11 protein-coding genes are annotated in these 14,793 nt (G+C 69.8%); 8 read left to right on the forward strand and 3 right to left on the reverse strand.

The features are described from left to right. Positions 1–23 precede the first annotated feature (23 nt). The 6 genes from uvrB to ABZ865_RS04795 all read left to right on the forward strand — a co-directional run bounded on the left by uvrB (position 24) and on the right by ABZ865_RS04795 (position 7,772). A complete protein-coding gene (gene uvrB / locus ABZ865_RS04770; RefSeq protein WP_361223749.1) occupies positions 24–2,180 on the forward strand; it encodes an excinuclease ABC subunit UvrB in 2,157 nt (718 codons plus the stop codon). A 157-nt stretch (positions 2,181–2,337) separates the two neighbouring features. Beyond that, positions 2,338–2,916, forward strand: a complete 579-nt coding sequence (locus tag ABZ865_RS04775) for a TerD family protein (RefSeq protein ID WP_361223751.1) — start codon at positions 2,338–2,340, stop codon at positions 2,914–2,916. 58 nt (positions 2,917–2,974) lie between these two features. Then, positions 2,975–4,810 (forward strand): TerD family protein, encoded by a 1,836-nt coding sequence (locus ABZ865_RS04780; RefSeq protein ID WP_361223753.1) that lies wholly within the window; start codon positions 2,975–2,977, stop codon positions 4,808–4,810. Between the two features lie 222 nt (positions 4,811–5,032). Further along, a complete protein-coding gene (locus ABZ865_RS04785) occupies positions 5,033–6,046 on the forward strand; it encodes a TerC family protein (RefSeq protein WP_361223756.1) in 1,014 nt (337 codons plus the stop codon). Between the two features lie 131 nt (positions 6,047–6,177). Further along, on the forward strand, positions 6,178–6,480 hold the full coding sequence (locus tag ABZ865_RS04790; protein ID WP_361223759.1) for a hypothetical protein: 303 nt from the start codon (positions 6,178–6,180) through the stop codon (positions 6,478–6,480). 191 nt (positions 6,481–6,671) lie between these two features. Continuing rightward, positions 6,672–7,772, forward strand: coding sequence for an ionic transporter y4hA (locus tag ABZ865_RS04795; RefSeq protein ID WP_361223761.1), 1,101 nt, complete (start codon positions 6,672–6,674; stop codon positions 7,770–7,772). A 14-nt stretch (positions 7,773–7,786) separates the two neighbouring features. On the opposite strand, the gene ABZ865_RS04800 is transcribed toward ABZ865_RS04795, so the two are convergent. Further along, the gene (locus tag ABZ865_RS04800) at positions 7,787–9,058 is read right to left on the reverse strand and encodes an MFS transporter (protein ID WP_361223763.1); all 1,272 of its coding nucleotides are present in this window, start codon (positions 9,056–9,058) and stop codon (positions 7,787–7,789) included. A gap of 211 nt (positions 9,059–9,269) precedes the next feature. On the opposite strand from ABZ865_RS04800, the gene aroQ reads away from it, so the two are divergent. After that, on the forward strand, positions 9,270–9,743 hold the full coding sequence (aroQ, locus tag ABZ865_RS04805) for a type II 3-dehydroquinate dehydratase (protein ID WP_361223766.1): 474 nt from the start codon (positions 9,270–9,272) through the stop codon (positions 9,741–9,743). Positions 9,744–10,000: 257 nt separating this feature from the next. Here the strand turns inward: aroQ and ABZ865_RS04810 are convergent, their stop codons facing one another. Then, a complete protein-coding gene (locus tag ABZ865_RS04810) occupies positions 10,001–10,657 on the reverse strand; it encodes an MBL fold metallo-hydrolase (protein WP_361223769.1) in 657 nt (218 codons plus the stop codon). A gap of 46 nt (positions 10,658–10,703) precedes the next feature. Beyond that, on the reverse strand, positions 10,704–11,390 hold the full coding sequence (locus ABZ865_RS04815) for a maleylpyruvate isomerase family mycothiol-dependent enzyme (protein WP_361223772.1): 687 nt from the start codon (positions 11,388–11,390) through the stop codon (positions 10,704–10,706). Between the two features lie 224 nt (positions 11,391–11,614). Here ABZ865_RS04815 and uvrA point away from each other — a divergent pair, with 224 nt between their 5' ends. Further along, entirely contained in the window at positions 11,615–14,641 is a 3,027-nt protein-coding gene (gene uvrA, locus ABZ865_RS04820; protein ID WP_361223774.1) for an excinuclease ABC subunit UvrA, read from the forward strand. Positions 14,642–14,793: the final 152 nt, after the last annotated feature.

Here is a 14,793-nt window from a genome sequence, read left to right on the forward strand (position 1 = left end):
TGCGTCGTCGTACGGTTGATTCCATGCGGCCCGTTTCCCACATCGAACGCACGGTGGCGCCCTTCGAGGTCGTCAGCTCCTACCAGCCCAGCGGCGACCAGCCGACGGCCATCGCCGACCTGGCCAAGCGCATCCAGGCCGGTGAGAAGGACGTCGTCCTGCTCGGCGCGACCGGCACCGGCAAGTCCGCCACCACCGCGTGGATGATCGAGCAGCTCCAGCGCCCCACCCTGGTGATGGCGCCGAACAAGACGCTGGCCGCCCAGCTGGCCAACGAGTTCCGCGAGCTCCTGCCGAACAACGCGGTCGAGTACTTCGTCTCCTACTACGACTACTACCAGCCCGAGGCCTACGTCCCGCAGTCGGACACCTACATCGAGAAGGACTCCTCGATCAACGAGGAGGTCGAGCGCCTGCGCCACTCGGCGACGAACTCACTGCTCACCCGCCGTGACGTCGTCGTGGTCGCCTCGGTGTCCTGCATCTACGGCCTCGGTACCCCGCAGGAGTACGTGGACCGCATGGTCCCCCTCAGAGTGGGCGACGAGATCGACCGCGACGAGCTGCTGCGCCGCTTCGTCGACATCCAGTACACGCGCAACGACATGGCCTTCAGCCGCGGCACCTTCCGCGTGCGCGGCGACACCATCGAGATCTTCCCGGTCTACGAGGAGCTGGCCGTCCGCATCGAGATGTTCGGCGACGAGATCGAGGCGCTGTCCACGCTCCACCCGCTCACCGGCGAGATCATCAGCGACGACCAGCAGCTGTACGTCTTCCCCGCCTCCCACTACGTCGCCGGCCCCGAGCGCATGGAGCGGGCGGTCAACGACATCGAGAAGGAGCTGGGGGAGCGCCTGGCCGAGCTGGAGAAGCAGGGCAAGCTCCTGGAGGCCCAGCGCCTGCGGATGCGCACCACGTACGACATCGAGATGCTCCGCCAGATCGGCACCTGCTCCGGCGTGGAGAACTACTCGATGCACTTCGACGGCCGCTCGCCCGGCTCCCCGCCCAACACGCTGCTGGACTACTTCCCGGACGACTTCCTGCTCGTCATCGACGAGTCGCACGTCACCGTCCCGCAGATCGGCGCCATGTACGAGGGCGACGCCTCCCGCAAGCGCACCCTCGTCGAACACGGCTTCCGGCTGCCCTCCGCGCTCGACAACCGCCCCCTGAAGTGGGAGGAGTTCCAGGAGCGCATCGGTCAGACGGTCTACCTGTCGGCGACCCCGGGCACCTACGAGCTGTCGCGCGGGGACGGCGTCGTCGAGCAGATCATCCGCCCGACCGGCCTGATCGACCCGGAGGTCGTGGTCAAGCCCACCGAGGGGCAGATCGACGACCTGGTGCACGAGATCCGCAAGCGCACCGAGAAGGACGAGCGCGTCCTGGTCACCACGCTGACCAAGAAGATGGCCGAGGACCTCACCGACTACTTCCTGGAACTCGGCATCCAGGTGCGCTATCTGCACAGCGACGTCGACACCCTGCGCCGCGTGGAACTGCTGCGCGAGCTGCGCTCCGGCGAGTTCGATGTCCTGGTCGGCATCAACCTGCTCCGTGAGGGCCTCGACCTGCCCGAGGTGTCCCTGGTCGCGATCCTCGACGCCGACAAGGAGGGCTTCCTGCGCTCCGGGACCTCGCTGATCCAGACCATCGGCCGCGCGGCGCGCAACGTCTCCGGCCAGGTCCACATGTACGCCGACAAGATCACCCCGGCGATGGAGAAAGCCATCGAGGAGACCAACCGGCGCCGGGAGAAGCAGGTCGCCTACAACAAGGCCAACGGCATCGACCCGCAGCCTCTGCGCAAGAAGATCAACGACATCGTCGCGCAGATCGCCCGCGAGGAGGTCGACACCGAACAGCTCCTCGGTTCCGGCTATCGCAAGCTGAAGGACGGCAAGGGTGCCAAGGCGCCCGTTCCGTCGCTCGGCGACAAGGCGGCCAAGGGAGCCAAGGCAGGGAAGGCCGCCAAGTCCGCCAAGGGCAAGGCGGCGGCCGCGGTGCCCACAGATCGTCCGGCGGCCGAACTCGCCGAGCAGATCGAGGAGATGACGGAACGCATGCGTGCCGCGGCCGCCGAGCTGCAGTTCGAGATCGCGGCCCGGCTGCGTGACGAGGTCTCCGAGATGAAGAAGGAACTGCGCCAGATGCGGGAGGCGGGCCTCGCCTGAGCCCGCACCGCCGTGCCGGACCTCGGCATATGCGCGCAGTGTTGCAACACCGACACAAAGCGCGGGCCGGGGTTCGGCACTGTCAGTGTCCCTGCGTAGGGTTCTCGACAACCGCACCTTGTGCGGCAACAGGGGAACACCGAGAGGGGAAGCAGCCGTGACCGTCAACTTGACCAAGGGTCAGGCCATCAGCCTGGAGAAGAAGGACGGCGCCAGCCTGACCGCGGTCCGCATGGGTCTCGGCTGGCAGGCGGCCAAGCGGCGCGGCCTGTTCGGCTCACGCACGCGCGAGATCGACCTGGACGCCTCGGCCGTGCTGTTCGCCGACAAGCAGCCGGTCGACGTCGTCTTCTTCCGGCACCTGGTGAGCGACGACGGCTCCGTGCGTCACACCGGCGACAACCTGGTCGGTGGCGTCGGCCAGGGCGGTGACGACGAGGCCATCCTCGTGGACCTGCAGCGCATCCCGGTGCACATCGACCAGATCGTCTTCACGGTCAACTCCTTCACGGGACAGACCTTCCAGGAGGTGCAGAACGCGTTCTGCCGCCTGGTGGACGAGACCAACGGCCAGGAGCTGGCCCGCTACACGCTGGCCGGCGGCGGCGAGTACACCGCCCAGATCATGGCCAAGGTGCACCGCGTGGGCTCCGGTTGGACGATGACGGCCCTCGGCACTCCGGCCAACGGCCGCACCTTCCAGGACCTGATGCCGGCGATCCTCCCGCACCTGTAGGACGGCCCACGGACGCGGCCCGGCGCGCACGACATCACGACACAGGGGGGCGACGGCGATGACGGCCGAGCTGGTGCGGGGGCAGAACCACCCGCTGTCCCAGGCCCGGTTGGAGATCCGGATCTCGGCCGGGGTACCGGTCCTGGCGGGGGTCACCCTCGGCGACGAGCACGGCCGCGTGCACGGCGCCCAGTGGGTGGCCCACCCCGGCGCTCCCACACTGCCCGGGATCGAGGTCTCCGCGCAGGCGGCCGCCGACCATCGGCTGGCCGTCGATCTGGCCGCCGTGCCCGAGGCCGTCCACCGCGTCACCGTGCTGCTGGCCCTGCCCGCACAGCCGGGAGCGGCGCTCCGCTTCGGCGTGGTCGCCGCTCCACGGACGGCGGTCACCGCCCTCGACGGCACCGAGATCGTCCGCTTCACCCTCGCCGGCCTGGACGCCGAGTCGGCCGTCGTCGCCCTGGAGCTGTACCGCAGGCAGGACGCCTGGAAGGTACGCGCGATCGGCCAGGGCTACGCGGGCGGCCTCGCCGCGCTCCTCGCCGACCAGGGGGTGCCCGGACCCGCCGAACTCGCGGCCGAGATCCAGGAAGCGGTGGCCCGAAGCCTCGCCCGCGCGATCCCGGTGCCGCCGACCCAGGACGCGCACGGGACGGGGACACCGGGCGGCCCGATCGACTACACGCACCCCGGACGGCGACGTACGCCCGTCGCCCCACCCACGCCCGCGCCCACGGCCTCCGCGGACCCGGGCGGGCAGCCCGAGCCGCCCGTCGCCGGCGACGCGGTGGGCTGGTCCATGGAGGAGCGGCTGTACAACCAGGTCTGGGGCATGTTCGAGGACCTGGCCCGCACCACGGCCGCGTTCCGCAGCGCCGTCGACTTCGCCGACTCGCGCCTGGACAAGGAACTCGACCAGCTCCTCGCCGACCCCCGCAGCAGACTCGGCGGCGCGGGCGACGCCGGGCGCGAGGCGGCCCACGCCCGGCACACCCAGCTGGTCGACCAGGCGCGGGCGGCCTTCGACCGCGACCTCGCCCAGCTCACCGCCGAGTCCGAGGTGGTCGAGCCCGCACTCCCGCCGGCGTACGCCCGCTGGGACAACCCGGTCTGGCACGGCTATCAGGTGCCGGCCGAGCCGCCCATGGCCGTCCGGCTCGGCGACCTGCATCTCCCGGAGAGCACCTCGCTGCGGATTCCGATGCTGGTCCGACTGCCGTTGGAACGGGGCCTGTGGATCGACAGCGGCCCTGTGGCAGGATCCGACGGCATCCTCGCGGACTCCGCCGAGCCGCGCAGGCTCGCGCTGGAGACGGCGGTCGCGCTCGCTGCCCGGCTGCTCGCCATCCACCCGGTGGGCGACTTCGCGGTGCAGGTGATCGACCCGGCCGGTGCCGGGGCCCGGGCGCTTCAGCCGCTGACCCTGGCGGGGGTCCTGGCCGCACCGCCCGGAACCGGCGCGGCCGGCGTGGCGGACGTGCTGGGGCGGCTCACCCGGCGGGTCGACCTGGTGCAGATGGCGGTCCGCGGCGGCGCGGCCGAGTCGCTGCCGGCCGATCTCGACACCGCCCGGCAGCTGCTGATCGTCAACGACTTCCCGCACGGCTTCGACGACCGGGCCGTGACCCAGCTGCGCTATCTCGCGGACGAGGGTCCGGCCGTCGGCGTCCACCTGCTCATGGTCGCCGACCGCGAGGACGCCGCCGCGTACGGCCCGTTGCTCGACCCCTTGTGGCGTTCGCTCATGCGACTCACCCCCGTACCCGACGACCACCTCGCCGACCCGTGGGTCGGCCACGCCTGGACATACGAGCCCTCGCTCGTGCCGACGGGCAGCGCGATCCTCCAGCAGGTGCTCACCGAGGTGTCGAGAGCCCGGACCAAGTACAGGTAAAGATGCTCTGAACTGGGAGTTTGGATCCTTCTTTACTTTTGACTTTACCTTTCCTTGGTGATCGGGGTATTGTCTTCCGTACGGAGGGGAGTACTCCTCGCTGCGGCGCACCCGTCAATACGGATCGATGTGGATCCCGGGGCGCCGGCCCGTACCGGGTGGAAGAGACCTCCGGCAGTGACAACGCTGATGTGTTTGCCGTTTCGACATGCCGGAGGTGCAGTGGACGTCTCCCCGACCCTGTGGGTGCTGACGATCGCGGGTCTCGCCGCCCTGATCGCCGTGGACTTCTTCATCGGTCGCAAGCCCCATGACGTGTCCGTCAAGGAAGCGGGCATCTGGACCGTCGTCTGGATCGGCCTGGCCGGGCTCTTCGGTCTCGGTCTGCTCGTCTTCGGCGGTGGTCAGCCGGCCGGAGAGTTCTTCGTGGGCTTCATCACCGAGAAGTCGCTGAGCGTCGACAACCTCTTCGTCTTCGTGCTGATCATGGCGAAGTTCGCGGTGCCCACGCAGTATCAGCAGCGGGTTCTGCTCGTCGGTGTCCTCATAGCCCTGGTCCTGCGGGCCGTGTTCATCGCCGCGGGGGCCGCGATCCTCGCCAGTTTCTCCTGGGTGTTCTACCTCTTCGGCGCCTTCCTGATCTGGACCGCCTGGAAGCTCATCCAGGAGGCCCGCGCCGAAGAGCAGGACGAGGAGTACGAGGAGAGCAAGCTGCTGAAGGCCGTGGAGCGCAGGTTCGGCGTCGCCGACCGGTATCACGGCACCAAGCTGTGGATCCAGCGGAACGGCAAGCGGGTCATGACCCCGATGCTGGTCGTGATGCTCGCCATCGGTACGACCGACATACTCTTCGCCCTGGACTCCATCCCCGCGATCTTCGGCCTGACCCAGGACCCGTACATCGTCTTCACGGCCAACGCCTTCGCGCTGATGGGGCTGCGCCAGCTGTACTTTCTCATCGGCGGCCTGCTGAAGAAGCTGGTCCACCTGTCGTACGGCCTGTCGGTCATCCTCGGCTTCATCGGCGTCAAGCTGGTGCTGCACGCGCTGCACGAGTCCGGCGTCCACGTACCCGAGATCAGCATTCCGGTCTCCCTCGGAGTGATCTGCGCGGTCCTGGCCGTCACCACCGTCACCAGCCTGATCGCATCCCGGAAGCAGGCGGTCCGCGAGCGCGCCGTAGAGGAGGCGCACTCGCCCGGCGAAGGCGCTCCGAAGGACAGCGTCGACGCCTGACCGCGCCGGACGTAGAAAGAACCACCCCAGGGAGCGGGGCGGTGCTCATTGCCCACCACCCCTCCCGATGCTTCGGTGGGTGCTGTGCGTGTCCCCGGCCGGGGACACCACCCGGCCCGGTGGAGGCAACGATGAAGTTCACCCAGATCATCGACTTCGAGACCGACCGCATCGACGACATGCGCGCGCTCTCCGAGGACATGGAGAAGCGCTTCGGGGGCCGCGAGAACGGCCCCACCCGCCGCATGATCCTCAAGGACCGCAACCAACCGGGCCGCTACCTCGCGGTGATCGAGTTCAACTCCTACGAGGAGGCCATGCAGAACAGCGCCGACCCCGAGACGACCAAGTTCGCCGAGCAGATGGCGGGCCTGTGTACCCGGCCGCCGGTCTTCACCGACTGCGACGTCATCGAAGTGAGCGACATCGGCTAGCCGCGCTCCGGAGTCCCGGACCAGGGGCCCCGTCGCCGCCGGCGGCAGGGCCCCGCACCGGACCTCCACGCCCCACCGCGCACCGGAAAGGATGAGAAGGGATCCAGAAAGAGCAGAAGGAACAGAGAGCGATCCAGACAGTCCGTGAAGCACGGAATGCGAACCATGTACGCGTCTGCAACCATCGCCCCATGATCACTCGGCTCAGGTCGCTCACCAGGCAGTGGACGCTCCTCGTGCCAGTGCTCGCGGTCGTCCTCCTCGCCTTCACCTGGGGCCGTGACCTGCCCGGCGCGGTCGTCACGCTCGTGACCCTGGTCCTCGCGGGGTCCGTCCTCGCGGCGGTGCACCACGCCGAAGTGATCGCCCATCGCGTCGGCGAGCCCTTCGGCTCCCTGGTGCTGGCCGTCGCCGTCACGGTCATCGAGGTGGCCCTGATCGTCACCCTCATGGCAGACGGAGGCGACAAGAGCGCCACCCTGGCCCGCGACACCGTCTTCGCCGCCGTGATGATCACCTGCAACGGCGTCGTCGGGCTCTGCCTGCTTGTCGCGTCCCTGCGCCACGGCATCGCGGTGTTCAACCCGGAGGGCACCGGAGCCGCGCTGGCGACCGTGGCGACCCTGGCCACGCTCAGCCTGGTGCTGCCGACGTTCACCACCAGCAAGCCCGGCCCCCAGTTCTCCGCCGTCCAACTGACGTTCGCGGCGCTGTCCTCACTGCTGCTGTACGGCCTGTTCGTGGCCACCCAGACGGTGAGGCACCGCGACTACTTCCTGCCGATCACCCGGCAGGGCGAGGTCATCACCGCCGAGGCCCATGCCAAGCCCCCGTCCGCGCGTACCGCCTGGACCAGCCTCGGGCTGCTCGGCCTCGCGCTGATCGGCGTGGTCGGGCTGGCCAAGGGCGTGTCGCCCACCATCGAGTCCGGCGTGGCCGCGGCGGGCCTGAACCAGGCGGTCGTCGGTGTGATCATCGCGCTGCTCGTGCTGCTGCCCGAGACGATCGCCGCCGTGCGGGCTGCCCGCCGTGACCGCGTGCAGACCAGCCTCAACCTCGCGCTCGGCTCGGCGATGGCCAGCATCGGCCTGACCATCCCGGCCGTCGCCCTGGCCTCGGTCTGGCTGTCCGGGCCGCTCATCCTCGGCCTCGGCGCGACGCACATGCTGCTGCTCGCGCTCACCGTGGTGGTCAGCTCCCTGACTGTGGTGCCGGGCCGGGCGACACTCCTCCAGGGCGGGGTCCACCTGGTGCTGTTCGCCGCCTATCTGGAGCTGGCGATCAACCCGTAGGACGGCCCGCCCGGTCAGCTCGCGACCGGCTCCACCGCCGGCGCGGGCACCGGCCGGGTCTCCGGCAGCAGCGCGAAGCAGGCCAGGCTCAGCAGCGCGATGCCCGTCAGATATACGCCCACGCCCCACGGAACGCGCCCGCCGTGCTCGGCCAGCGCCGTCGCGACGATCGGGGTGAGGGCGCCGCCGAGCACCCCGCCGAGGTTGTAGCCCACGGCGGCCCCCGTGCAGCGCACCCTTGCCTCGTACAGCTCCGGCAGATATGCGGCGATCACCGCGAACATGGTGATGAAGGCGACCAGCGCGCCCAGGATGCCGAGGAACATCAGCAGCGGCTCACCGGTCGCCAGCAGCGCGACCATAGGCAGCATCCACAGCGCGCACGCCGTGCACCCGACCAGACACAGGGGCCGGCGCCCGTACCGGTCGCCGAGCAGCGCCATGAGCGGCGTGAGCGCTCCCTTCACCACCACAGCGGCCATGATGCAGGCCAACATGACGGTGCGGCTCACCCCGAGCCGCTCCGTCGCATACGCCAGCGACCACGTCGTCACGGCGTAGAACACCGCGTACCCGACGGCCAGCGCTCCGGCCGTCAGCAGCACCAGCCGCCCGTGGTGCCGTACGACCTCCAGGAGCGGCACGCGCGCGTGGTCGTCGATCTCCAGGAACCGGGGGCTCTCGGCGAGTGACGAGCGCAGCCACAGCCCGGCCAGCGCCAGCGCACCGGCGGCCCAGAAGGGCACCCGCCAGCCCCACTGTGCGAACTGCGCGTCGGACAGGGACGCCGACAGCGCGAGCATCACTCCGTTGGCGAGCAGGAAGCCCAGCGCGGGCCCCACTTGGGGGAAGCTCGACCACAGAGCCCGCCGCCCCGGGGGCGCGTGCTCGGCGGTCAGCAACACCGCCCCGCCCCATTCCCCGCCGAGCCCCAGCCCCTGCAGGAAGCGCAGCACCAGCAGCAGTACGGGCGCGGCGACGCCGATCGCGCCGTACGTCGGCACGCACCCCACGGCGACCGTGGAGGCACCGGTCAGCAGGAGCGAGGCGACGAGTACCGGCCGCCGCCCGCGCCGGTCGCCGAGATGCCCGAACAGCACCGAGCCCAGCGGCCGGGCCACGAACCCCACCCCGAACGTCCCGAACGCCGCCAGTGTCCCCGCGACCGGCGAGAACGTCGGGAAGAACAGCGGCCCCAGGACGAGGGCGGCCGCCGTGCCGTAGACGAAGAAGTCGTAGAACTCGATCGCGGTCCCGGCGAGCGAGGCGGCCGCGAGGCGCGGCATGGAAGGGGTTCTTACGGTGCGTACACGCTGCATGCTGCGTCAACTACCCACAGTGACCGAGGGTTACGGGGGCGCACAGGAGTGATGACGGAGGCCGCGGTGCACGCCGAGGCGACCGGCGCACGCGGCCCCGTCACACGCTCCGCGCACCGTGATAGACCGGGTCAGAACAGCGGTCGCAACGCACCGCCCCGAACGGACCGGAGGAACCGTGCCCCGCACCCTGGCCAACGCCCCGATCATGATCCTCAATGGGCCCAACCTGAACCTCCTCGGCCAGCGCCAGCCCGAGATCTACGGCAAGGACACCCTTGCCGACGTCGAGGCGATGTGCGCCAAGGCGGCGGCCGCGCACGGCGGCACGGTGGACCTCCGGCAGTCCAACCACGAGGGCGAACTGGTCGACTGGATCCACGAGGCGCGGCTGAACCACTGCGGGATCGTCATCAACCCCGGCGCCTACTCCCACACGTCGGTCGCGATTCTGGACGCACTCAACACCTGCGACGGCATGCCCGTGCTGGAGGTGCACATCTCCAACATCCACCAGCGCGAGTCGTTCCGGCATCACTCGTACGTCTCGCTCCGCGCCGACGGCGTGATCGCGGGCTGCGGAGTGCAGGGGTACGTGTTCGGCGTCGAGCGGATCGCCGCCCTGTTGGGGGCGGCGCAGGCGGACGCGTAGACGGCGACCCTCAGCCTCAACGCCGGCTGCCAGATGGCCGCCCCGGCCTGGGCCGCCGGCCGAGGGCGGGGTGTTGGAGACCGGCGGCCCGATACCGCGCAGGAGCCGTCATCCTGGGCGGGCTGCCATCAGTTGACCGCGTGACAACCGCTCTCCGGGAGCGCGCACGCACTCCAGGCGCGTGCGAACCGTTCACACGGGGCGCGTGGTGATCCGCGCCCGGTGCGGCGACGCCCACCTGGCAGCCGCCCGGCCGATCACCACCCGCGCGCGTGCCAGGCCGGCAACTGCGGCCGCTCGGCGCCCAGCGTGGTGTCGTTCCCGTGTCCGGGGTAGACCCACGTCTCGTCCGGCAGCACGTCGAAGATCTTCGTCTCGACGTCATGGATCAGGCTGGCGAACGCCTTCGGGTTCTTGTGCGTGTTGCCGACTCCGCCCGGGAAGAGACAGTCCCCGGTGAAGACGTGCGGGTGGCCGTGCGGGTCGTCGTAGACCAGCGCGATGGAGCCCGGCGTGTGCCCGACGAGGTGGCGCGCGGTGAGTTCCACGTGCCCCACCCGGATGACGTCGCCGTCGTCGACGAGGACGTCGGTGGGCACCGGGATGCCGGGGGCGTCCTCCCGGCCGGCGTAGGTCCGGGCGCCCGTGGCCGCGACGACCTCGGCGAGCGCCTGCCAGTGGTCCCCGTGCCGGTGGGTGGTGACGACGGACGCGATGCCGTCGTCACCGATCATGGACAGGAGCGTCCGCGCCTCGTTGGCCGCGTCGATCAACAGCTGCTCGTCGGTGGCCCGGCAGCGCAGCAGATAGGCGTTGTTGTCCATCGGGCCGACCGCGATCTTGCTGATCATCAGGTCTTTCAGCTCGTGCACGTCCGCCGGTCCGCCGACCCGGACCTCTCCGCTGTACGTCATGTCGATCAGCCTATAGCGGGGGAGTGCTCGGCGGGCCGTCCTCGGGCTACAGCGGGGGAAGCGTCGGCAGTGCTCCGCCCTTCGTCTCCAGTGCGGCCCCCTTGCGGCGCCCGGCGAGCCAGCCCAGCAGGTCGGCGGGCGCCCCGCTGACCGTGACCTCGGGCTCGGACGCCTCGCGTCCCGTGCTCCACGCGCGCGTGCCGTCCGTGACGCGGATCGCCGGGACGTCGGGGTGCCCGGAGAAGCGCCGCGTCAGGAAGTCGATCTCCCGCTCCGTGAACTCCGCCGGAAGGTCCTCCAGCTCGTAGCCGATCCCGAGGTCCACATGGTGCAGCTCGACCTCGACCCAACGGCGGAAGGGCACGCGGGACGCCGAGTCGGTGACGCCGTTGCGCAGCTCCACGGTGCGCGTCCAGTCCGCCGGCGCGGCTCCCGTCTCCTGGAAACGGGCCGCGCTCTCGCGAACGTCGGCGATCTGGGCCTCCAGGGGGCGCGGGGCGCCCTGCTCGATGTCGGCGTCGCGCGCCTCGGCGCTCGCGTACATGGGGCGGCCCTCGAGCACGTTCACGAGCGCGTCGGCGTTGCGGGCGAGGTGGGCCAGGACGTGCCCGCGGGTCCAGCCGGGGAGCCGTGACGGCTCGGCGGGCGACGCGTTGTCCAGTTTGGCGACAGCGGTGAGAAGCCGTTCCGTCGCGTCACGTACACATGCCAGGTCATGAGCGTGATCAATCATGGGGCTGACCCTAGCCCGGCCACACCTTCGGGTGAAGGTGGTGGACCTCGCCCCCAATTCGAAAGCACGTGCTATATCGTCGGGGGCGGCGTCGGGCATGCTGGATGGCCGGGGATTGTTATGGAACCGGGAATCCGACCGGCGTTGTCAGTGGCTCCCCCTAGTCTCGAAGAAGCACGGGGGCCCCGCCCCTGTCACTTCTCTCAAGAAAGGTGCGGACCGGCGTGGCCGACCGTCTCATCGTCCGTGGCGCGCGCGAGCACAATCTGAAGAATGTCTCGCTCGACCTGCCGCGCGACTCGCTCATCGTCTTCACGGGCCTGTCTGGGTCGGGCAAGTCCTCGCTGGCCTTCGACACCATCTTCGCCGAGGGGCAGCGGCGCTACGTGGAGTCGCTCTCCTCGTACGCCCGCCAGTTCCTCGGCCAGATGGACAAGCCGGACGTCGACTTCATCGAGGGCCTGTCGCCCGCGGTGTCCATCGACCAGAAGTCGACCTCGCGCAACCCGCGCTCGACGGTCGGCACCATCACCGAGGTCTACGACTACCTGCGCCTCCTGTTCGCGCGCATCGGCAAGCCGCACTGTCCCGAGTGCGGCCGCCCGATCTCGCGCCAGTCGCCGCAGGCCATCGTCGACAGGGTCCTGGAGCTGCCGGAGGGGAGCCGCTTCCAGGTGCTGTCGCCGCTGGTGCGCGAGCGCAAGGGCGAGTTCGTCGACCTCTTCTCCGACCTGCAGACCAAGGGTTACTCACGCGCGCGCGTGGACGGCCAGACCATCCAGCTGTCCGAGCCGCCGACCCTGAAGAAGCAGGAGAAGCACACCATCGAGGTGGTCGTGGACCGCCTCACGGTGAAGGACTCCGCCAAGCGCCGTCTCACCGACTCCGTGGAGACCGCCCTCGGCCTGTCCGGCGGCATGGTCGTGCTCGACTTCGTCGACCTCCCCGAGGACGACCCCGAGCGCGAGCGCATGTACTCGGAGCACCTGTACTGCCCGTACGACGACCTGTCCTTCGAGGAGCTGGAGCCGCGCTCCTTCTCCTTCAACTCGCCCTTCGGCGCCTGCCCCGAGTGCACCGGCATCGGTACGCGCATGGAGGTCGACCCCGAGCTGATCGTCCCGGACGAGGAGAAGTCCCTCGACGAGGGCGCCATCCACCCCTGGTCGCACGGGCACACCAAGGACTACTTCGGCCGGCTGATCGGCGCCCTCGCGGACGCGCTCGGCTTCCGTACCGACATCCCCTTCGCGGGCCTGCCGCAGCGCGCCAAGAAGGCCCTGCTCCACGGCCACAAGACCCAGATCGAGGTCCGCTACCGCAACCGGTACGGCCGCGAGCGCGTGTACACCACGCCCTTCGAGGGTGCGGTGCCCTTCGTGAAGCGCCGGCACAGCGAGGCCGAGAGCGACGCCAGCCGCGAGCGCTTCGAGGGCTACATGCGCGAGGTGCCCTGCCCCACCTGTGAGGGCACGCGCCTGAAGCCGATCGTCCTCGCGGTCACGATCATGGAGAAGTCGATCGCCGAGGTCTCCGCCATGTCGATCAGCGACTGCGCGGACTTCCTGGGCCGGCTGACGCTGAACGCCCGCGACAAGAAGATCGCCGAGCGGGTGCTGAAGGAGGTCAACGAGCGGCTGCGGTTCCTGGTCGACGTCGGCCTGGACTACCTCTCCCTCAACCGCGCGGCCGGCACCCTCTCCGGCGGCGAGGCCCAGCGCATCCGCCTGGCCACCCAGATCGGCTCCGGTCTCGTCGGCGTCCTGTACGTGCTGGACGAGCCGTCCATCGGCCTGCACCAGCGCGACAACCACCGGCTGATCGAGACCCTCGTCCGGCTCCGCGACATGGGCAACACGCTCATCGTGGTCGAGCACGACGAGGACACCATCAAGGTCGCCGACTGGATCGTGGACATCGGCCCCGGCGCCGGTGAGCACGGCGGCAAGGTCGTGCACAGCGGCGACCTCAAGGAACTGCTCGCCAACACCGAGTCGCAGACCGGCCAGTACCTCTCCGGCCGCAAGTCGATCCCGGTCCCGGACCTGCGACGCCCCCGCGATCCCTCCCGGCGGCTGACCGTGCACGGCGCCCGCGAGAACAACCTGCGGGACATCGACGTGTCCTTCCCGCTGGGCCTCTTCACGGCCGTCACGGGCGTGTCCGGCTCCGGCAAGTCGACGCTGGTCAACGACATCCTCTACACGCACCTGGCCCGCGAGCTGAACGGCGCGAGGAACGTTCCGGGCCGGCACACCCGCGTGGACGGCGACGACCTCGTCGACAAGGTCGTGCACGTCGACCAGTCGCCCATCGGCCGCACCCCGCGGTCCAACCCGGCGACCTACACCGGCGTCTTCGACCACATCCGCAAGCTGTTCGCCGAGACCACCGAGGCGAAGGTCCGCGGCTACCTGCCCGGACGCTTCTCCTTCAACGTCAAGGGCGGCCGCTGCGAGAACTGCGCGGGCGACGGCACGATCAAGATCGAGATGAACTTCCTCCCGGACGTCTACGTCCCGTGCGAGGTCTGCCACGGCGCCCGGTACAACCGGGAGACCCTGGAGGTCCACTACAAGGGCAAGTCCATCGCCGACGTGCTGAACATGCCGATCGAGGAGGCCACGGACTTCTTCGAGGCCGTTCCCGCGATCTCCCGGCACCTGCGGACCCTGAAGGACGTCGGCCTCGGCTACGTCCGGCTCGGCCAGTCCGCGACCACCCTGTCCGGTGGTGAGGCGCAGCGTGTGAAGCTCGCCAGCGAGTTGCAGAAGCGCTCCACCGGACGCACGGTCTACGTCCTGGACGAGCCCACCACCGGCCTGCACTTCGAGGACATCAGCAAGCTGCTGAAGGTCCTCTCCGGGCTGGTCGACAAGGGCAACACGGTCATCGTCATCGAGCACAACCTCGATGTGATCAAGACCGCCGACTGGGTCGTCGACATGGGCCCCGAGGGCGGCGCAGGCGGCGGTCTCGTGGTCGCCGAGGGCACGCCCGAGGAGGTCGCCGGCGTTCCGGCCAGCCACACCGGCAAGTTCCTGCGCGAGATCCTCGGCGCCGACCGGATCAGCGACGCGGAAACGGTGAAGGTGCCGCGCCCAGCGACGGCCAGGAAGACGGTCGCGGCCAAGTCGACGGCGAAGAAGACGGTGACGGCCAAGGCCAACAACACGGCGATCAAGAAGGCCGCCGCGGCCACGAAGAAGACGGCACCCGCGAAGAAGACGACGCGAGCCCGCAAGGCCTGACGGCCAGTCCAGCCCGAGGGTCGTGACTTAGACCTGAGGGTGGCGAGTCAGACTTTGCCCTGACACAACATCAAAAAACCGGCGCCCCGCGGGAACTCCCCGCGGGGCGCCGCTCGTTCCACCATCAGCCACTCCGGTCCTGCGGTTCAACA

Origin of the sequence: Streptomyces sp. NPDC047085, assembly GCF_040643735.1 — a bacterium.
Taxonomy (GTDB): Bacteria; Actinomycetota; Actinomycetes; order Streptomycetales; family Streptomycetaceae; genus Streptomyces.

Excerpts from the sequence above, each read along its gene's own strand:
- ABZ865_RS04810 (WP_361223769.1), bottom strand. The coding sequence starts at position 10,657 with ATGACGTACAGCGGAGAGGTCCGGGTCGGCGGACCGGCGGACGTGCAC.
- ABZ865_RS04800 (WP_361223763.1), bottom strand. The coding sequence starts at position 9,058 with ATGCCGCGCCTCGCGGCCGCCTCGCTCGCCGGGACCGCGATCGAGTTC.
- ABZ865_RS04780 (WP_361223753.1), top strand. The coding sequence starts at position 2,975 with ATGACGGCCGAGCTGGTGCGGGGGCAGAACCACCCGCTGTCCCAGGCC.
- ABZ865_RS04815 (WP_361223772.1), bottom strand. The coding sequence starts at position 11,390 with ATGATTGATCACGCTCATGACCTGGCATGTGTACGTGACGCGACGGAA.
- ABZ865_RS04790 (WP_361223759.1), top strand. The coding sequence starts at position 6,178 with ATGAAGTTCACCCAGATCATCGACTTCGAGACCGACCGCATCGACGAC.
- uvrB (WP_361223749.1), top strand. The coding sequence starts at position 24 with ATGCGGCCCGTTTCCCACATCGAACGCACGGTGGCGCCCTTCGAGGTC.
- ABZ865_RS04795 (WP_361223761.1), top strand. The coding sequence starts at position 6,672 with ATGATCACTCGGCTCAGGTCGCTCACCAGGCAGTGGACGCTCCTCGTG.